The sequence below is a fragment of the Pseudarthrobacter sulfonivorans genome, from assembly GCF_031454915.1.
Taxonomy (GTDB): Bacteria; Actinomycetota; Actinomycetes; order Actinomycetales; family Micrococcaceae; genus Arthrobacter; species Arthrobacter sulfonivorans_C.
Window position 1 is genome coordinate 208,702 of record NZ_JAVDRS010000001.1, and the last position, 21,935, is coordinate 230,636.

The window sequence follows — 21,935 nt, forward strand, 5'->3', positions numbered from 1 at the left end:
TTCCGGGTCGAGGCTGCCCCACCACGCGATTTCCTCGACGGTCCAGCAATGCCAGTAATCGGTCGTCCGGCTGCACCTCGCCCGCTGAAGCGACTACGCCGGGGATGAGCAAGGTGTGGATCGAGCTTTTATGAACCTCTCCTGGCTTCCTAAAGAGACCTGAGCGCGAGCCTTTTGAAGTGTTCGGTGATAGTACCTCATCCCGTATCCCAGCGATGAGACACAGGCTCGCCCTGTCAATCGTGGTTACGCCGCCGGCGGAGTTGTCGACCAGGGCATGCCGCGTGTCCAGCCGATCGTGGGCACCTTCCCTGTCGTGGAGCCGGGATTGTGGAGGTCCCACTCTCCGCGTCGTGGAGCCGAGTTCTCTTCCTCGATCCGCCCCGGGAAGGGTTGTTATAGGCCCTCGGTGGGGAATTTCTGAGAACGGTACTGGGCATGGCCTCCGGAGTACGCACTTGCCTATCAGCGTCAGTAATTTCGCCGTGGGAAGCGCTGCTAAACAATAGCAAATCGAGGGAGTGTGACTATGACGGGTTTGGATGGCCCCGGTATGACGGTAATTTTTGGCCCCACTTCCTGAAGTAACCCTAGGGGCGCGAAAGCCCGGCGCGACCTCGCGCTCGTGCCAAGGGCGGATGATGAGCGTGCCCGCGGGCGGCAACGCCGACTCTGTCGCGTCATCATCGAGAATCTCTGACGGGCGATCATCTTGTCATGGCCTTTCGCATTCCTCTCAGTCTGCGACCACTCACATGGCGGAAGATCCGGCCCTCTCCACGGCCCAGTCCCCCTCGGTTGTCAACCGGCAACAGTCTGGTATGTTCCGCCAGGAAGGCGTCGGCGCATCGCCCATCCGAGGGCCGCCGCTCACCGTCGGCTCACTGGCGCGCGGAATGGGTTTCCTTGACGGCGCCGAAGCGACAAGCCTCGCGCCAGGCGGGTGCCTGCGGTCACGGACGAGCTCCGCATCAGGAAGCCGATGGAATCGCGATGCCTGCTACGAGCCCTACCTCGGTGACGAGCACCCGCTCCGGGCCAGATGACTCAGTCAGAAGAGCGGTGTCCGGTCCTGGACCCGACATGATGACCAAGCAGAGTTCCAACGATCGCTACTAGGGGAGAAAGCACGGAGCTGACAACTCCTGGAACATTTTGAGTGCTGTGCTCGATCCATACGACGATAAGAACGAGCGCAACAGCTGTTATGAGCAGACTGGCCAGTAACCAACCCACAAACTTCAGGTTTACGAGTGTCGGAGGCGTATCTGGAGTGGATTTGGATTCGCTGTTCATCAATTTACTCCCGGAATGCTCATGCCTATTCAGAAACAGGGTGGCAGATTCTATGCATTGCCGTGCAGTTTAGTTGCGGCAAACCGTGGTGCCTGCTCACCTGGCCAAGAGTTCAGCTGGCGGTAGGGAGCTTGACTTCACCTTCCCTAAAGCCGACTTCCATACGTCCGGCTGGTGCTGCGCCAATGGACGTCCGCCGTCGTCCCATGTCCAACGATCGGACCGCGCGTGCGCGCCTCAACGCGCGGACGGTGTCGCCGCCCCTGTACCGCCGACGGCCGACTGTACGGAGTCACGGGTTGCATGCCGTCCGGGTCGGGTAACGGGACCAGGTCCTCAGCACCAGAGAATAGCAAGACGTCCGTCGTCGTGGGCCGGAACAACCTTCGCCGTGCGTCGGGCAACCTCCGCACCCGCGCGGTATCCAACCGAGACTTAATACGCCGTGAGCAGCGGCGGAATCGCATCCGACGTGGCCTGCGTCATGGTCATGACCGTCCTGCCTGTACGGGCGCCAGACGCCACCAGAAGGCGAGGACTACATCAGTCGGCTCGAGCGGGGCAGAGGACGTGGTCGCCGCGACGGTCCATGACGTCGATGCATTCTTGCTCACGGTGATAGGGGTCCACGGCCACGATGAGCCAGGGCTGGAAGACTGGGGTAGCGGATCTTCCTCGAAGTCAAACTCGTAGAGAGCCGCTCCGTCCTGTCTCGTGAGAGGTGTACCCCAGGGGATCGGAGGCTGGTCGTCGGAAGCGTAGGCACCCGCGGGGGCCGTGATAGTCAGCGGAGGGATGTCTCCCGAGGTCGGGGCGGGGCTACGGACGTAGAGGCTAACTTTCCAGATGGCAATGACCCGGTCGTGTACGAGGAACGGAAAGCGGTCGGTGCCGATCGAGATGGTCTGCGACGTTGGTGGGGAGCTGTTCAGTCTGGACCATTCGGTGGGCCATTCGTGGCGCAGGCTGACTGCCCGGACCAGCATGCCCTCGGCCCCGCTGGCGGCCACGTGCGCGTTCTGTGTGGCGAGCATGGTCCGGACCCGTTTGCTTGCGTCGTCCTTGAGCGCCGCACCCCCGTCGCGGGCGGTGTAGCGCAGGTGCAGCACGAGGTCGGTGATTGAGCCGTAGTCGAAGGAGCGGAACTCCGTGGGAAGCTCGAAGCGCCACCTGGAGATGGCTCCTGCACCCTCGAATGGCAGGTACCGCTCGTCGCGGAAGTTCAACTCGAACAGCCCCGAGTCACTCAATGCCGTGCTGATTGCCACCGATTGTACCGGGACGACGTCGCGCCGGTAGTCGGTCTGCTCGTTTCCCTTCGGGACGGTCGCGTTGGCCCGGACGGTGTTCTCCACAAGTGTGAGCGACCCGGCGACGCTCGTGTACGGCCCGACGACACAGGGCAGCGAGACCGATACGGTCCTGATCCGACGGAAATAGTGTCCGGCAAAATCCAGGTCGTAAGCGATCTCAGGGATTGCGAATTCGCACGATCCGCTGGTCTGCAGTTGCAGCAGCGCCATCGGGTCGAACATGGCCAGCGACACGGGCTTAGTGATCTCCAGTTCGCGGCGGTTCCGGTCCGCGTATGCCGCCTTGAGCCGCTTAAGATCGAGCGACAGCCGCTCACCGGCAAGCAGGCCACGGTGAGCCTCGTCCCAGGCGCCTCGGGTGACGATACCGGGGTCGGGGCTGCCGAGCTCGAACGCGAAGGAGCGTTGCGCCCGGCGGGCCACGTCATAGGCGAGTTGGTAGGCGCCTGAGTGCGCTTCCCCGAGCCGGTCAGCCATCCACTGGTACAGCTCGGTCGCAGTGAATTTCTCCCGCATGAATTGGTCGACCGACTTCGCGTTCTTTTCCTGCCGCTCATGCTGCTGGATCTCCCTCGCCGCCAGGTCGACACGGATCTGCGCCGCGAGGATCTGCTTGTCGACTGCTTCGAACTCCTTGGCGGCGGCATTCGACTGAAGTACCCACTCGTCATAGCGGCGTTGATGCCCGGCGATGATGGAGCTGCGGGCGGCCTGAAAGTTGGCGTTGCTGGCAAGCAGGGCGAAGAACTGTCCGACGGCGCCTAATGCAGACCCAATGTGGGAGCCGCCGAACTTGGCGTCCGCGTAGATTAGGTGGATGATCGCATCGGGGATGAGGTGTGCGATGCCGGCGGCGGTCTGGAAAGCGCCGCTGGTGAGCGAGTAGTTGTTGCCCACGTTGAGCCAGCCAAGATGGTCTGCCTCTTCGAGAGTGAGTCCATAGCCGCGGAGGTCAGGGTCCACCCGGTCGCTCGTCGCGGCGCCCAACTGCAGCCGGGAAGGCTCTAATGCCACTGGCTCGTTCTCAGGCGGTGTAGTGATCGCCCTCTTGCCCAACAAGCGTTGGTAGTGCCGGTACCGGACCTCCACCGAGGATCGGGACTGGCGTAGCGCGGTGAGGTTTGCTTGCACTTCATCGAGTTGGCGCTGCTTGAACTCACCGATTAGCTTCAGCAGCGACACTTCTTGGGTGGACCGCAGACGGGAAAGGTCCTCGGCATCCCTTTTCTCAAGTGCGCTGAGCAGTGCCGCGCCGAAGGACTTGACCTCGGCACACAGTTCCTCGGCGAGTCCGAGAGCGATGCTGAACCGGTAGGGTGTCGGCGGGGCGAAGGTCTCATTGAGGACACTTGTCACGTCCAAGCCGGCGGCGACCGCTTGCACGAGTAGAGCCGGGTCGATGCGCGGTTCGAACAGCGTGAGCCGGCGGTGAACGCCCTCAATGTTCTGGCTATTGCGTATTTTGACGAGCCTGTCTTCAGCGACGTCCCAGTAGCGGTCGAGCCGTTCGTTGCGGGGAACACCGAAGTTCAACGAATACAGGGACACTAGGACCCGCAGCCGCTCCACCGCCGTGTAAAAGGCTGCGGTGCCCCCCATTCCGTGCTGCACCAAGTACTGGAGCCATGCTAAGAGTTGCTTGAAGAACGGCGTGTCGGTCAAGGGGACCCAGTCGTCTGCGTTCCCGGCCCGGATAAGACTGGCAAACGTCGGCGGCTCACCTTGCGACGGTGGAGGCGGCAATTCAGCCGGACGGCGGCCGAGAAGTTCGTTTGCCAGTAGGTACAGCTGAGTGGCCTCGTTAATGGACTCGATCGTGTCCCGGCGGAATTGCTGGTCGCCCCAGGCGATGAGTACGTCGAGGTACTTGAAAACAACCATCCATTGGTAGGCCCGTACCCGCATACGGGCGATCCCGTCGGGCCGGAACGGCGAGGAGCGCGAGAAGTCCAGCTGGGCCTGGAAGAGGGCCTGCTCCTGCGGCGAGAGACGGCCGGCGGAGAAGTCGGTCAGCAGCAGGTCAATACCCGACCCGCTGCCTGAGGCGGCAAAGGGCGGGAAACGCCACCACTGCTGCTTGCCTGTCCCGCCGGTGGCGGTGGGGTCGAAGATCGTGTGTAGCCATCGCAGCGCCTCCCCGTATCGTTGATGGGTTGCCAAGGCGTGGGCTATCAGCATCGGTGCGTGAAAGAACAGCTCCCAGTCGTAGCCGGCGTACGGCAGGGCACGCTCGAACTGTGGATCATCCGCGTGGAAGGGCGCCGCAACGTCTGGAGCCAGGATGATGCCGTTGCCCTGGCCCGCGCTATGGTCCGGGAGTGTGATTAGTCGCAGCTCTTCCTGGTCCTCATCAAGGTTGCGCTGAACCCCGGCGTGAGCCGCTTCGGTTGCCGGCAGGAACGTCAGCTCGTCACGTTGCCCCTTAGTGACGAAACCAGCGGAGGCGGATGTCTCCGCCTCAAGGTATACAGGCCAATCGAGCGCTGTCGCCGCATCGCTGGCAGAGGCGGAAACGAAGATCCGTTCCTGACTCGCAGTCTTGGGATCGGGATTACCGAGTTTGGTACCGAAGACCTCTACCGGATCGCCGGCTGAAAATTGAAAACCCGACCTGTAGTGTTCTGCATTACCGACCCATGCGAGTTCCGCGGCCGCCTTCCAAGTGGCATCGCGTTGCCACTGCACCCCCGAGGTTGACCCCCAGTATCCGGAGGCGATAGGGAAGAGTCGCAACCGCCGGTTCGGGTCGATCTCCTTAGCGACATCATCACCTGTACTTTTCTGCCCAAGGTCGAAAACAAACCCAAACCGCGCATCGTGGTTCTCGATTATTAAAGTGCCGTTGTCGTCGCGTAGTAGTTCGACATCGAGGGATTCCTGCAGGGGGGCCCTGTCCCCAAATGTGGCCTTCGCGTGGATTGTCAGCTTCTTCTTACTAACTGCCCAGAAAAGGTCGCGGACGGCAATCTCGGTTTCGTACACGCCTTCACCCTTATAGGTAAGACGCACGGGGACAGTGGGTGTGCCGTATCTGAACGGCAGCCCAAAAATCGTACCAGGCGTTTCTGCCCAAATCACCACGTCGCCGCCGACGGGCTTATCGATGGTCGCCCCTGGTAGTACTATGTGGCGCTTGGGATTGTCGGTGGTCGCTCCCAAGACTTGGGCATGCACCTTAACGATGGGAAAGCCATCTAGTAGCCGTGGGGGTGGGGGGGAAATGACAACCCCCTTTCGTTGCCACGGGACCGGGTCAGGCCTCGGCTCACCGTCATCGGAGGACCCCCCGAAGCAGCGCACCAGAAGCCCATTGGGACCGGTAGGCTCCACGCGCAGGGCGAAGGTGGTGGCGACTTCCTTGTTGATTGCCTTCTGGTGAAGGATCGCGTTCGACGATTTCTGGGGCGCCAGCCATCCGCGTTGGTCGCGCCGACTCCAGGCCAGCCGCACAGCCCACAAAGGTGTCCCGACACCAGCTGTCGTGTCCGGGGTGCCAACCATTCCGTTTTCAGAGGTATCGCTCGTTTCCGCGGTGTTGACGTCCAGCCAGGCGACATACGGTCGGCCGTTTCGGACGAACACGACGAGGTGCTGCGTGTCGCCGACCACCTCGAGTGGCTCCCACGGGTCCCAGGACCCGGCGGCTCCCTGTGTCCGCCACTGTCTATAGAAGTACTTGACCGGATTGTTCGCGGTCTTGCCGACCAGATGCACGATGCCCTTCCGGGGCCCGACTGTCTCGTGGTACATCGCAATGACAGTGAGGCGGCTGATGTCGTCGAGGCCGTCCAAATATTGCCGCAACGCGTCGACCGCGCGCTCTGATGTGACCTCCGACTGCATGAGTGTGCTCTCAAGCGCAGCGAAAAGGTGGCTCTTGTCGTCTCGGAGGCTCGGTTCCAGCCAGTTTTCGGTGAAGAGGAGCACGTTCCGGTTGGCTTCCCAGACGCGATAGCTCCGGATCCACTCCCACGCTTTGGCGAAGTCCGTGGGTACGGCGGGAAGGTCTGTACGCTCGAGGTTCATCACCCATCGCTGGGTGAACAGCTGGACGGAGGAAATTGCCTGCTTGATCCTGGAGGTGCGCATGTCCGCCCCCATCTGCACATCGAGCAGATAACGGGCGTGCAGGTCCGCGGCGTCCAGGATACCGTCTCGGTGGACGAGGTAGTCGACGAGAGCCGTCCGCTGCCGTTCCCGCACCGCGTTCATGGCGGCCCGGACCCCGTCGGCGGCGTCCTCCGGCCCGTACTTGCCCGCAAAGAGTCCACGCGCAGCGGCTGCTGTTTCCTCGGACTGTTCGAGCGCGCACAGGCTCGCCGAGACATCAGCGGTCGCACCCAGCCGGCGCAGGATTTGCGCCGCGCGGATCACCTGGGTCAGCAGCAGCGGATCGCGCAGGTCTCCCGGTTGCGTGACCAGGCCATCCAGATGCAGAACCTTGGCTGCATCGGCGGGCAGCTCGTGGGCGCGTCCGATAATCGTGAGGATGGTATCGACTGTCTTCGTCGACTCGGTCGCCTCGCGTATCGCCTCGAGCGTGGCCGCCCCTGCGGGGACACGGTCTCGCAGCGCGTAGAGGGAGGACGCGCGGTGCCAGGCGTGGAAGGTGTCGGCGCCCGTCCTTTGTGCGGGTTGTGAGAAGCCCATCTGGGCGACGCCGGCGAATCCGTGCACCGGGTGGAACCAGTCTCGTTCCGTCGGGTGCACGCGCAGTGCAGAGAGCAGGGCAGCGACCCGCCGTAGCTCTGCCGCGGACCACAGCCAGGCTTGCATGAGGGCGTGTTTGGGATCTGCTGCGGCCTCGTGGAGGTTCCCCGTGGCGAACTCCCCCGAGCACAGTGGTGCTAGCACATCGGTAGGTGGGCTGGAGACTTGGGCGGTGAGGTCGAGGGCATCGAAGAGAGTGAGGTCGATGCCGAAGTGGTTGGCGGCCACCCGTGTGAGAACGCGGCGGCGTGCCGGCACTGACAGGGCCTCGTGCGCGGTCGTGAGGCGGGTTCGCGGGGAGGTCTCGCGCAATATCATGTCGCGCACGGCCGACGCGGATAACAGCGGCGATCCGCCGCGCCGCTCGAGGTGTTTGTCCGCGCTGGTGGCAAGACTTTGCACAGCTGCGGTGAGTAAGGGGTCATCGAAGTCGGCGGTTGCTGCTGTGCGCTCGGACGAATCCAAGTAACCGGCGAGGACGAGTTCCCGGGTGGTGCTGTCATACCGCAGGCGCCCGGTCGGGTCTGAAAGGCCGGGGGGGACGGGGCCGGGAAAGGTGAACGCAAGCCTGGTATCGGGCAGGTCGATGGACTGGAGCCAGACGGCGACACGGGAAACCTGCCGTTCCAGGCTCTCCCATTCGGCCCTGAGCTGGGCCGACGGTGAATTGGCGTCGGCGAGGGGGCCCAGACCAGGCACCGCCCCGAGGTCGGCGAACCGGGCTTGAACATCGGCGCCCGCGAGAGCTTCAGGGTCTGCGGTCAGCAAGTATGAACCGGGAACGGACCCGGGCTCGATCGCGAAGGGTGACCCGGCGGGCATGTGAGGGGTACCGGCTCGTGTGATGCTGACTGACAGGCGTAGGGTCGAGGCCAGGCCGACACCTGTCAGCCCGCCCGAAATGACCCGGTCGATCGCCCCGGGTGGCCAGCCTGCTGCCGCGAGGAGGGTGCGGACCCCGCTTTCCGTTGGATCCGCGGCAGCAGGCGTTGTTGCGGCACGTAGACCCGATTGGACGTCGGTCAGATCCTGCAGGAGCCTGGTAGAGGTCGCGCGTTGGGTTGCCAGGTCAGTCGGCGGGGTACCGATTGCCTCTCCGACCTGGTCCACGGTGAATCCGGACGCGCGCACCGCATCCACCAGATCGCGGAATCGAACCAGCCGCCGTGCCCGCTCGTCAGCGGGCGTCGCAGTGGGCTTTGGAAAGACGTCTTCTCCCGCGAGAGGAAGCAGCCGCCAGTATTCGGCCACGGTCAAACCCAGTGCCCGCGCGAAGGTGACGTGACGCGCCAGATCCGTCAGACCCGCCAGGGTCAGCCTGTCAGACGTGATCGCGGCCGGCGGCGTCAGAGCGGGCGGGACATCGACCGGCCTCAGGTGAAGAGCGCGGCAGATCTCGGGGAACTTATCGGCAATGTTCTTAAGTACGGGCGGGTCGATTTTCGCCTCCCTCTGGGCAGTGATATATGCCAACTCGGACCGATCCCGATCGAGTGCGAAATCCGGGTCCTTCATGCCGTCGGGTGTACTCAGGAGGAAGGTCCGTGCGTAGTAGCTCGATTGGACGGCTTCGGAGGCCGAGCGATAATCGGTGTGCTCGCCCGTCCCGGTGGCGCCGACCCAGAGGGCTACTACTTGCAGCGGTGCATCGAGCCCGTTGGCGAGTTCGTGCAAGGCCGCCAGAGCCTGGACTGCTGAATCGTCCAGTGAACGAGTGAAGCCGGTGGTGACTGCTTCGAGGACTAGGTCGAGGTTACCAGGCGCCCAACCTGTGATCCGCTGCAGCCGCAGGAACTGGTGCAGCCGGCCCAGCGTTGATTCGTTGAGGCCTGTGACCGTGATGCGGCCGACCCGGTTCTCCTTTTCGGGTACCAGAGCGGGAACGAGCCCACCGCTGACGTACCGTGAGGACAGCGACCCACGCAGGATCGGTAGGTCTACACCGCAGCGGTGCAGAAGGACCGAGAGGCGCGACAGAGCCCCGACCCAGTCGTCGGCGATAGGAGGGGCACCGGCGTCGCCGGAGGGTTCAGCGACAATGTTGCCGACATTCTTCAGGCCCCACAAGGAGCTGGGCCCACCTAGCGGGTATGGGGCCGTCAACTGGGCGAGCTGCCCAGCGCAGGTCTGCAGGACCTCGCTCGCGTCGAGAACCGAGCTGTTGCGCAGTGCGGGGCGCAGGGCCCGGATAAGTTCGAGGCGCGGCGTGCCCGCGGTCGCCAAACATGCGCGGACCTCTTCAGTGAACAGGTCGAACGGAAGCGACCATGGATATCGTGCCCCGGTCAGGACCTTGTAGGCGCGTGGATTGCGGTTTTCAGGGAACGCTGTTGGGTCGCTTGCGGACGTGGAACTGGTGAACGCGAGCCCGGTCAGCGTAAGCCCGCCGGGCGCATATGAAACAGCGTAGGTGTCCAGCGTTGAGAGGATCCACCGTCGTGAGGTGGCCGTGTCAGCCCGAATGGCATAGGTGCGGCGGGGGAGCATATTGGCGATGTACTCTGGCAGGCGTCCTTGGTCGAGGTCCTGGGCCAACAATGCCACGAGGTTGGCGCCGTCGCGGATCAGGTCCGTCACTATCGCTTCGCCCGCGACATGCTGAAGCGTGACGGCCCCACCGCCACCACCGCTCCAAGAAAGTGCAACAGCGACCGCTCGCCCCACGTCGAGGTCATACTGCTCCACTTCTCGTGCTGACCTAACCCGGGAAACAGTCGGCGTCTCCTCGACCGGCAAACGGTTCTCTGGAGCTAACAGCAGGAGCAATTCCGGCGGAACCGACCCGTCCCGCAGCGTTTCCCGTACGAGGTCGACCAGCTCGTCGGGCACCTTGCTGGTGCGTTGTCCTCTGCCCTTATGGAGGTAGGTGATCTCCTCTCTGCTCCGCAGCGCTTCCCACCGGCGATGCCTGTTTTTGAACGTTATCTCGCCGGGTGCCGACTCGGCGGGGTTCGGCAACGTGATCTCGCCGTCCAGCCGGTTTACTGTGGATTCCAGTACGTCGTGGACGGTCTGTGGCACCACATTCGCATCGAGCTGGTCCTGTTCAGCGGAGGTCAACCCGATGTCAGCGATCGGGAAGCAGACCGCGTTTTCCAGGATTTCGAGCACTAGGTCGACGTACGGCAGTTCCGTGTCGGTGTTGGCGCAGGTGAGTTCCAGCATGGCGATGTCCGGTCGCCGCTGTCGAAGAGCATCTTCTACACCGGTCCGACGAAGGGAGTTGAGCAGGTCGACTAGGTAGGCTGCCGGGCCCAAAACGCTGCTGCAGTGGCGGGACGCGCGGGTGGACAAGTCGCCGAAGACCTGACCAAGGCTCGGGAACCGGGTCAGAAGGGCCTGGCGGGCCGCGGATTCTGCGGGTGCCGGGGAGTCCGAACCTGCCAGGGCGGGTATCTGGGGTCCCATCAGCGCCGGCACCGTCATGCCTGCCACACCGAGTGTGGCGCCAACAATGAGGGTCGCGACAGAGTGGATCTCCTCGATCCTTGAAACGGGGACACGTCCGGCCAGCAATTCCGGCAATGCGTCGGGGCCGGCGGAGAATACGTCGACGGCAGATGTCAATCCCGCGCGCAGCAGTTCGAGCGCCTCGGTTTGGGTCGTGCCTAGGTCCAGCAGCCGTTGAGTAGTTTGCACCGCAGAGGCCAGCTCAGCGTCGCCCTGCAGACCTCGGTCGATCAGAAAGGGCTCGATGGGAGTCGACCTGAGATCGAAGTCGGGATTGGTGGCCAGGAAGGCAGACACTTTTTCTGTAGGAAAACCGTCGACGTCCACGGCGCCGCTACGGAGCTTCGCTTGGAAGGCCAGCGACGGCTGCTGTCGTTCGACGGCAGCAGCCAGGCGGGCTGCGACTCCCTCGACGTCGCTCATCGGCAGCGAGGAATGAGCCTCGGCTGCAATCGTGATCCAATCGTTGGCGCTCAGATTTGCTAGGTGGGCGACCGTCCCGTCCGGATCGGCGGGCAGATGCCGTTGCAGGACCTTTGCCAAACTCAGGTCGCCGTTGGTTGCTCTGGCCACTGCCAACGTGCTGTGGATCGCGGCCTCCTGCTGCGGTGACAGGGCAGCCCGGCTCGGCAACACCAGGTTTTCTGTACCTGAAGCAGTCCCGGTGGTCACCAGTATCTGGAGCTGTGAGGGCGACAGAGTCAAGTTCCCCGGCAGCGTGTCAAGCAGGTCTAATGTGGCCTCCCAGCCGGCGGCGACCGGGGCCTCACCAGAAGGCAATCCAGGGGTCTCTCGACCCTTCCCAAAATCAGCAGGCTCGGACGCATGGACTCCGACGGTTACGGTCCGATCAGACCGCAGCTCGGGCCTGTCCGAAGGATCCAACAACTGGAGCGCTTCGCCGCGGGGGACATCGCCACTCTCAATTGCGTCAGCGGTCGCTACATCGACCATCCCGGTCGGTGGCAAGCCTCTTTCTTTCTGAACGGCCACGATGAGCCGCCTCGTCGCCGCGCCGAAAAGGCGCATGGCCGACTCGGCGGGATCCACTGAGTATCCCAAACCCAAGAGTTGGCGGTGCAAACGGGCAACATGCTCGCCCTGATCGTCCAAACCTAGAATGCGCCGTTCGATCATTTCACCCGCCAATTCAAGCTACCTACCGTGATGTTGACTCGACAGAAAGAAATCCCAACGCTGACAGTGCTCTGATTCGCACTACTTTTTCTCGCCCTCAGGTTGCGGCTGCAGCCTCAGCAGGACCGCGCTACGGGTTTCCTTGAACCGGGTAATGTACCGTTCGTATAAGCGCCACAGGCGCAGTTCATCCAATGCGCCGTCCGCCGGCTCATTGCGCAGAAACTCCGCAACAGCTGCAACCGCCACCGCACGGTCGATTCGCCCTGCTCCAACAGACAGCACCAGGGCCTCGTCCTCGGGCAGAACCGTACACCGATGGACAGGACCGTCGCCCATCAGCCCACGGACGGCCACGATCGGCAGGTCGGCCGCGCCAATTGCCCTAGTGTGAAGCAGCCTATATAGAAGCGGCCCGGCCACCATAGCGTAGCCCGAGCGGTAGCCGTCGGTGTCTAGAGCGAACACGGCTCCGGCAGTGGCAGCAACCAAACCTTCGCCGGTCAGATTATCGGCCACGTCCGAGACTCGTTCGACCTGCGCGACCTTCTGGTAATTGTCTTTCCCCTTCCCCTCTTCGATCGCATCACGGATTCCCGTCCTGAACACCCGCTCGTCGTCGCCGCGGCTCAGCCGCTGGGCCGCCCGGCGCACGATAACCTGAGCGCTGGTCAAATCCGAATCTTCAGCCTGGGCTCGCGTCAGCCTGAACAGCTCTTGGCGCTCCTCCAACGGGATCTGCGTCACATCATCGACCGCGCCACTCTCGTAGTCGAATACGTCGGAAGCGACAGAGCGCGCGGACGCTGGCATCGGAAATTCCGGAACCACTCTGTGCGCTAAACGCGAGTCGGTTATCTCCTGCTGATACGCATGGGTGAAGATCTCCATCTGCGCATCTGTCCACTGGGTCATGCTGAGCCCCCGTAATTGATCGAAGACGAGCCCCTACCGGGGCTGGGCAATGTCGCCCCGTACTCAAAAGAGAAACCTGTGACTCTACGGCTGTCGTCGGGCGGCCTGCCTGCCTGATTTACTATGCGCCGAGTGGCGTTACCAGCGCGTTACCGTCGGGGGACCCACGGTTCCAGCGACCGAGTGTAGGTTCGATTGTCGGCTTCAGTGCTGAGTGTTCACGCCGACCGAAAGTCGGGCCAGTTTTGCCGATTAAAAACAGGGCTACGGGTTGTTGTTCTATGGGGCGGAAGCGGGTTCTTGTCTTGTACCGGAGCAGGTAGCGGCTTCGGTGACGTTCAGGACCTCGGCGTAGTGGACAATCCTGTCGATCATGGCGGAGGCCACGGTTGCGCCGCTGAAGACCTCACTCCAGCGGCTGAAGACGAGGTTGCTGGTGAGAACCAGGGATGCGTGCTCGTAGCGAAATGAGTCGCAGGAAGAACAGCGCGCCACCGACCTCGGCATCGATGCCCGCACAGCCATCACGGGGCGCAGGTCACGATGATCGCCGGGTGGGCAGAGGACGCCTCGACCACAGTAGACCAGCGGATCGCCCGGCAAGAAGCCACCCGGCGTGCTGCCGCGGTCAAGGACGCCGACCGGCACCTGCGCCGCATGAAAGCCCAGCTGAAGGAACTCGTCGACCAGCTCGCCCCCGGATTTCTGGTCCGCCCGGGCATTGGTTCTGTCACCGCGGCGGTCATCCTCTGCGCGTATTCGCACCACGGCCGGATACATTCCGAAACAGTTTTCGCCGCCCTTGCCGGCGTTTCCCCGCTGCCCGCGTCCTCCGGGAACACCGTCAGGCACCGCCTGAACCGCCACGATGACCGGCAGCTGAACATGGCCTTGGCCCTGGACATCATCGTGAAAGTCCGCTGGTCCGCGATGAGGCCACCAGGCTCTACACACAACGCCGGACCGGCGAAGGCCGGACCTACCGGGAAATCAAACACACTCTGAAACGCGTCTGCAGCCCGCGCAATCTTCCGCGAGCTGCAGACCCTCTTTGCTTGACAGCCGTCATAGAAAGGTCTCTTGAACCCTCGCCGGGCACCTCTACCGTGTCAGGACCGCCTGCAACTTTTTCATGCCAAGGCCAAAATTTTGTCTCAGAATGCCCCGACTTAGAGGCATTCGACCACGGCACCAAAGTCCCCCTTGGATCGGAGGCTCCCAGTCAGCTCCCGAGGAGGGAGGCAGTAACGGCCCGGTAACACTAGGGCTTGTATAGTGCTGCTCGGCGTCGATCTTTAGGCGGATCATTCGAGCCATGCGCGCACTCCTGATCACGCGATCCCGATGCCGGCCTTTTATGCGGAATACAACTTGGGGATGGGGGCGACGGATTGGACGCTGCGGAGCAGGGAGGCAGTTCGGCCGCGGACCGCAGACGCGTTTCAGGCGGCGATCAAGTGGTGCGAGGCCCCGGCCCGAACATAACAGCCCCACAGCTAGCCGCTGGTGCGGAGACCCCGGCCGTCACCGTTCCCAAGGGTGGTGGCGCGGTCCGTGGGATTGGTGAGAAGTTCTCTGCCAATCCAGCGACCGGGTGTGCTGGCCTCACCATTCCATTGCCGTTGAGCCCCGGCCGTGCCGGCTTCACGCCAGATCTTTCGCTCACCTACGACTCAGGTCAGAGTCAGGGAGTCTTCGGGCTGGGGTGGGCCCTGGCGCTGCCGATAATCTCGCGGAAGACCGAGAAGGGAGTGCCCCTCTACGACGGGAGCGATGTGTTTCTGCTGTCGGGGGCTGAGGACCTCGTGCCAATGCTGAACTCCACCGGCAAACCAGACGAGCACGCGCGGACCCTCGGCAATCTCAGTTATTCCGTACTGCGATACCAACCACGAATCGAAAGCTCGTTCGCGCGGATCGAACGCTGGACCCGCAGTGACGGCGATGTCCACTGGCGCTCGATCAGCCGGGAGAATATCAGCAGCGTCTACGGTCTTGACCTGCATTCGCGAATCGCCGATCCAGATGATCCTCTCCGCATCTTCAGCTGGTTGATCTGCGCCAGCTACGACAACAAGGGCAACGCCACCGAATACGAATACGTCCCCGAGAGCAGTGACGGCGTGGATCTCGCCGCCGCGCACGAGCGACACCGCACCGATCAGGGACGCTCGGCCAATCGCCTTCTCAAAGCAGTGCACTACGGAAACCGCGATAGTCAGCTCGTGTACGAGACTCTGGCGCCGGACCGGTGGATGTTCACTCTGGTCCTCGACTACGGTGAACACGACATGGACAATCCTGCGCCACACCATTCGGGCAGGCGACCTTGCCGGCAAGATCCCTTCTCCCGCTATCGGTCCGGCTTCGAGGTGCGCACCTACCGACTGTGCCGCAGGGCCCTGATGTTCCACCACTTCCCGGACGAAGCCGTCGGCGCGAACTGCCTTGTCAGATCGATGGCGTTCACCTACCGGCAGGACGGCAAAGAGGACACAGCGGATCGGCCGGGTCAGCCCTTGGGCTCGGTCTTAGAGTCGGTGACGGTCTCCGGCCATCGCACCGATCCAGCGGGCGGCTATATGTCACATTCGCTGCCGCCGCTCGAACTGGACTACACCGAGGCCGTCCTGTCCGATCAGGTACATACTCTTGACGCTGCGAGCTTGGAGAATCTGCCGGCCGGAATCGGAACCAGCGGCTATGAATTCGTCGATCTTGATGGTGACTCGACGCAGGGCATTCTGACCGCCCACGGCGAGTGGTATTACAAGCCTGCGTTGGGTGACGCGAGATTCGGTGCCCTTCAAAGTTTGCCGCGCCATCCGTCGGTATCGCTGACGGAACGACACACCCAGCTCCTGGATCTTGCAGGTGACGGAAGCTTGGACGTCGTGCAATTCACCGGTCCAGCGCCTGGGTTCTTCGAGAGGAACGACGACGGCTGGTCACCGCATCGCCCCTTTGTCTCTATGCCTCAGATCGATTGGGCCGACCCCAATCTGGCGCTCATCGATCTGACTGGAGATGGCCTCGCCGACGTGATGATCACGGAGGGCGACGCACTGATCTGGTATCCCTCCCTCGGAGAGGACGGCTTTGGCCCCGGGCGGCGCATCTCGGTCGCCAAGGATGAGGATCACGGGCCTCGGATCATCCTGTCCGATGGCACCGGGACCATCTTCCGGGCGGACGTTTCCGGGGACGGTCTCATGGATCTGGTCCGGATCCGCAACGGCGAGATCTGCTACTGGCCTGGGCTCGGTCGTACCTTCGGGGCCAAGGTGACGATGGACAACGCCCCGCACTTCGACCGGCCCGAGTTGTTCGACCCGGCGCGACTCCGAGTAGCCGACTTCGATGGCAACGGCCTGATCGATGTAATGTACCTTGCCGGTAGCGGCGTGGACTTGTACCGAAATCAGATGGGAAATGGCTGGGCGCCGCCCACCAGCCTCGCCGCCTTTCCGCCGATCAGCGACATTACAAGTGTCCGTGTGGCCGACCTGTTCGGTCGCGGCACCGCATGCCTGGTCTGGTCGTCGGAGCTGGCTGCGGATACCGCTCGTCAGATTCGCTACGTCGATTTGATGGGTGAAAAGCCGCACCTGTTGCGACGAATCCGAAACAACCTGGGCGCCGAAACGCTTATCAGCTACTCGACTTCCACCATCCAGTACCTGGCCGATAAGGCGGCTGGCCGTCCCTGGGTCACGAAGGTGCCGTTCACGGTCCATGTGGTCGCCAAGGTTGAGATGTTCGATCACGTCAACCGCACCAGATTTGTCAGCAGGCACCGGTACCGCAACGGACGCTTCGACGGTCCCGAGCGCGAGTTCTGCGGCTTCGCTATGACCGAACGGGAGGACACCGAGCAGTTCGCCGCACTGGTCGGAACCGACGAACTGCCGACCGGCGTCAACATCGATCCCATCAGCCATGTGCCGCCCGTCCTGACGAAGACCTGGTTCCATACGGGAGCTTTCGTCGATAGAGAACAGCTTTCCACCTTCTTGGAGCATGAGTACTACCCTCCCCCGCACCATGCGCTCCCGGAGGCCCCGAACTGGCGGCTGGACGATTCGGTCTTAGACGGCGTGACGACGCTAAAGGCTGAGCGCGAGGCCTGCCGCGCGCTTAAGGGGCGGCCTTTGCGACAGGAGATCTACGCATTAGACGGGAGTGATCTCGAACCTCATCCATACAGCGTCGTCGAGTACAACTACACGGTGCGTCAACTGCAGGAGCCTGCGAAGGGGCGCCCCGGGGTCTTCGCCGTTGACCCACGGGAGACCGTGACCGCAACCTGCGAACGGCAACCGGCACAGGCCCGGGTCGCGCATGAACTGGTGCTCGACGTGGATCCATTCGGGACGGTGCTGAACTCCGTGACGATCGCCTACCGGAGACCGGTCGCAGATACTGCGTTGCCGCAGCGCACCCAGGAGGTGCAGGCCACAACACTTCTCATGCAGACACTGGTAAGGGTGACCAGGATCGTCGATACCAGCCCCGATGCCGCGGACCGCCACTCTCCAGCCGACCGTGACAGCTACCGTGTGCCGCAGGCGTACGACGTGTCCAGTCGGCAAATCTCCGGATCGGCCGTCGACGCCGCCTCGGCCCGGCTCGCCCGAAGCGAGGTTACCCGACTACTTCAAGGCCCACTTGCGGCTGGGCTGACGTCGCGTCTCGTCTCGCGGCAGCGGATCCAGTTCGCCGTCGAGACGGACCCGCATACCGCCAGACCGTTCGGGCAGGCAGGCCCACTCGGCATCGTCCACCAGTCCTTCACGCTGGCGATGCCGCAAACGCTCGTCAATCAGGTGTACGGAAACCGGATCGCTGCGAGCGACCTGAGGGCGGCCGGATACGTCTGGGCCGGATCCGCCTGGTGGTTGCCGTCCGGGACAGTCCGCTACACCCCGCCCAACACCAGCGCGCCCGCGGCAGTCGCGGACTTCGCCAGGAAACACTTCTTCCTCCCGCGCCGATTCGTCGACCCGTTTGCCGCGGCTGCCGGTCTCGAACATGGCGTCTCGGTGGAGTACGACCTCCACGACTTGCTCGTCGTGGAAACCGTTGACGCGCTGAGCAACCGGATCACGGCTGGGGAGCGAGCTGTGTCGGACGAGCGGCTGTCCCGGCGGCTGGATTACCGGACGCTGGCGGCGTCCCTAATAACAGATCCCAATCGGAACCGAACGGCCGTCGTGCGCGATGCACTTGGTCGGGTGTCCGCCACGGCGGTCATGGGCAAACCGGAGGACGACACCCAGGACCGCGCTGTCGCCGTGGACACCGATCCGAACGAAAGTGTGCTTGCCGCATTCTGGGCAGATCCGCAGGGGCAGGCCGCTGCACTCCTCGGGTCCGCCACCACCCGGTTCGTCTACGACACCGATGCTTATATGCGGACCCGCACCCAGAGTGATCCGCAACCCTGTTGGATCGCCGCGTTGGCTCGTGAGCGGCATGTCGAGATCGCCGGCGCCCCAAGCCCAGTGCAGCTGTCGATCTCATTCCATGGCAGTACCGGCCAAGAGATCCAGAACAAGATGCCCGCGGAACCAGAGGTGTTGCCCGGAGGCGGTCGCGGGCCATCGCGATGGGTGACCACCGGCTGGGTGGTGCTTAACAATAAAGGCAAACCAGTCCGCCAGTATGAGCCATTCTTCTCCGGCACGAATGAATTTGAATTCGCCGCGAAGGCTGGTGTCAGCCCGGTGCTGCTCTACGATCCCCTGGGGCGTCTCGTAGCCACGCTGCATCCCCACCACGTCTTCCACAAAACGATCTACGGCGTCTGGGGCCAAACGGTGTGGGACGTCAACGACACCATCGCGATCAGCGACCCGCGGCAGGATGCCGACGTGGGGACCCTGCTAGCCAGGCTTCCAGAAATCGATGTCGTGCCGACCTGGTACCGGCAGCGATCCGGCGGTGCGCTTGGGATTGCGGAGCGGACGGCGGCGGAGCGGACCCTTTGGCATGCGGACACGCCTTCCCGGGTGGAGCTTGATCCGCTCGGGAGGCCGGTTCTTACAATCGGACATAATCGGACTCCGCCCGATCGAGCTGCGCCCGCCCGGGATGGCTGGCATCGCGCCTTCTCGGTGTTGGGCGTGAATGGTGACGAGATCGCGGTCCTGGACTGCCCGGACGACGCTCCCGGCCCAACGACTATCTCGCAGGATCGTCTCGTCGCGCGCTACACGAATGATCGAGCGGGACGGCGATTGCTCGAGGAAAGCATGGAGGCCGGGTCTGAGCGTGCGCTGTATGACGTGGTTGGTCAGCTTGTTATGCAATGGCGACCGGTGGCTGATCCAGCACAGGCTGGGGTCGAGCAGAGGACTGCGATTACTTTTGATCGACTTCGGCGTCCGGTCGACACCGTCTTGACGCTGAATGGTTCGCCGTCGGTGACCGAGCGCAGGACGTACGGGGAAGGCGCGCCGGATGCGGCGGTGCGGAATCTGCGCGGGCAGGTCTGGCAACTGCGTGACCAAGCGGGCTTAGTCACCACAGCCTACGACGTCCAGGGCAATGCGGTTTCGGCCTCGCTGCAATTAGCCCGTGAGTACCGCGGCATCGTCGATTGGACGTCGGCCACGCCGGAAAAAGCGAGCCACGTATCGATAGCTGAGTACGACGCCATCAAACGCCTTAAGGTGCAACATCATCCGGATGGAACGGCGGTGCATCACAGCTATGATGTGCGGGGGATGCTCCGTACGGTGCGCGCAGAACTGCCCGGTCAGCCATTGGGCCAGATATTCGTTCGTGACATCCGCTATGACGCGCATGGGCGGCGCACGATCATCGATCTGGGCAATGGCGTCCGGACGACACATACGTACGATCCGCTGACGTTCCGCCTTCTCCGTCTGGAGACCTCACGGGGTGCTGCCAAACCGCCTGGCGGACCGTATTTTCCGCAGGACGAGCCGGTACCGCCGGATAAGAGGCGCGGGGTGCAGAACCTGACGTATACGTATGATCCCGGGGGAAACATCACGAACATCGTGGATGACGCCCAGCCGCGCGTGTTCAACCTCAACACCAAGATCGATGCGAGCACTGATTATGTGTACGACGCGCTCTACCGGCTGGTGGAGTCGCGCGGCCGCGAACATCTGGGCCTGCAGTCCGCTCAACTGCGACCACCCACACCCACGGGTTGGAACGACATCCCTCGGGTCAACCCGGCCGACCGCCAGGCACTTGGGCTCTACGCCGAGCACTTTAACTACGACACGGCCGGGAACCTCCTGGAGCTTCGTCACAGCGGTCTCGCCCCTGGTGCTGCTGGCTGGCGGCGTGTGTTTACATACCGCTCGGCGGCACAGCTTCCGCAATCCGCAGGTATTTTCAGTAATCGACTGACCTCGACCACGGTGTTTCCAGCCAGCGGGCCGCCACTTACCGAAACCTACACCTTCGACGCGCATGGCTGTCAGACAGCGCTTCCGCCGATGCAGTCGATCATCTGGAACTTCCGGGGTCAGCTGGCGTCGTCGACGCGTCAGGTGGTGTCCACGGCGATGACACCGCAGGTAACCTACTACGCGTACGGTGTCAGCGGCGACCGGGTCCGTAAGGTGAGGGATCGATCGGGGGCTGTTCCTTCTCCTGAGTCAGAGCGTATCTACTTCGGGAACTATGAGGTGTATCGGGAGTTCTCTGGCTCGACCGCGCTTTCGCGCACGTCAGTGCACATCATGGACGGGCAGCAGCGGGTGGCCGTGATCGAAACCCGCTCCGGTAGTGCGCCTCTTGTGCGGTATCAGCTGAGCAATCACCTCGGCTCCGCAACGGGGGAGCTAGACCAAGCCGCCGAATGGATTTCGTATGAGGAGTACTACCCGTACGGCTCAACGGCGCTGTCCTTCATCCGCAACGGGGTTCCACCCAAGCGCTACCGCTACACCACGAAGGAGCGCGACGAGGAAACCGGGCTGAGCTACCACAGCGCCCGCTACTACGCTCCCTGGCTCTGCCGCTGGACCAGCGCAGACCCTTCGGCACCAGATGCAAATCGGTATTGGTACGTCGGAGACAGTCCTGCAATGCTGTCCGATGCGACGGGGAGATACGGAACAGCGGGCCACTACTACACCGTATTGTTCGTCTCTTTAGCCGCTGGATTCAGTCCGCAACGAGCATTCGAGAACGCGTTCTTTGCCCAGCTCCCGGACCAGATAGAATCCGTGCACGCGGTGTCCGCCGGGCTCCGCTTTGGGCAAGGCGTCGCAAACAATATGGGAAATGCCGTGCGGTCTGTGGCGCAGGATGCTCAAGCGCTCCCAAGCGGCATTGGTGAATGGCTGGAAAACGGGTTCAGGGGCTTGCTTGGGGTATCACCGGGAATGAACGAAGAACGCTTGTCCCGTGATCGCCAGCGTCACTCAGAGCAGGAGGCCTGGTCAGCGATTGCGGCCAATACGGCGGATGTGCAGTCTGGCTTCCACGTGCTCAACAGCCGATCTACCGCAACTGAGCGTCCCTATCGTCAAGCGATCACTCTGTCATTGTCAGGTGACCCAGTCGGACAGGGGCTTTCGCTGCATCCCGTGGGGGACAGCTACGCACACTCAATGCTGGATGATCCTAAACATCTTTATCCACCTGTCACGGGTCACTCGATTGAGCTCTGGGAGGGACACGAGCCCGACAAGATCTCACGGCGGCCGCGCCTTTACGAGAATTACGTCCTCTCGTTGACGCGCTTGTTGTCAAAAGTGACCGGGCGAACTCCGCTACTAGGAAGGCAATTGCGTGATTTCGTGGATGCTGTCGCGGCTGCTCCTGAAGAGGAACAGCCAGGAGTAATACGGGATTTGATCCGAAAGCAGTTCGGCATAGAGCCCCCGGCCTACCGACCTGAGAACCACGCTGCAGGAACACTTGATGATGTCCGGCAACAACCGGATGTGATCAACCCGGGGCTGATCGATCCGAGTCGCAGTTATCGCAATCCCATACCGTCTAACCTGACGGAGAATGCTCTCCTGAATTATGCACGAGATTGGCGTTGACATGACCGATCCAACAGAATCCGGGAGGGTGCGCAATTTCTCAGTGATGGGAACGGTGCGCAACCAGAATTAG

At 62.8% G+C, this 21,935-nt stretch carries 4 protein-coding genes and 1 pseudogene; 2 read left to right on the top strand and 3 right to left on the bottom strand.

Annotated features, from left to right (window positions below):
- Nucleotides 1-1,784: 1,784 nt before the first annotated feature.
- From J2808_RS00980 to J2808_RS00990, 3 genes and pseudogenes are all read right to left on the bottom strand, one after another.
- On the bottom strand, nt 1,785-11,906 hold the full coding sequence (locus tag J2808_RS00980) for a Tc toxin subunit A-related protein (RefSeq protein ID WP_309810318.1): 10,122 nt from the start codon (nt 11,904-11,906) through the stop codon (nt 1,785-1,787).
- Between the two features lie 81 nt (nt 11,907-11,987).
- Nucleotides 11,988-12,821 (bottom strand): encapsulin, encoded by an 834-nt coding sequence (locus tag J2808_RS00985; protein ID WP_309810322.1) that lies wholly within the window; start codon nt 12,819-12,821, stop codon nt 11,988-11,990.
- A gap of 279 nt (nt 12,822-13,100) precedes the next feature.
- Nucleotides 13,101-13,292: pseudogene (locus J2808_RS00990) on the bottom strand (ATP-binding protein); the annotation flags it as partial.
- A gap of 72 nt (nt 13,293-13,364) precedes the next feature.
- On the opposite strand from J2808_RS00990, the gene J2808_RS00995 reads away from it, so the two are divergent.
- Nucleotides 13,365-13,826: a transposase gene (locus J2808_RS00995; protein ID WP_309810325.1), complete on the top strand. Its 462-nt coding sequence runs from the start codon at nt 13,365-13,367 to the stop codon at nt 13,824-13,826.
- Nucleotides 13,827-14,281: 455 nt separating this feature from the next.
- Nucleotides 14,282-21,862, top strand: a complete 7,581-nt coding sequence (locus J2808_RS01000; RefSeq protein WP_309811808.1) for a SpvB/TcaC N-terminal domain-containing protein — start codon at nt 14,282-14,284, stop codon at nt 21,860-21,862.
- The last annotated feature ends 73 nt before the right edge of the window (nt 21,863-21,935 follow it).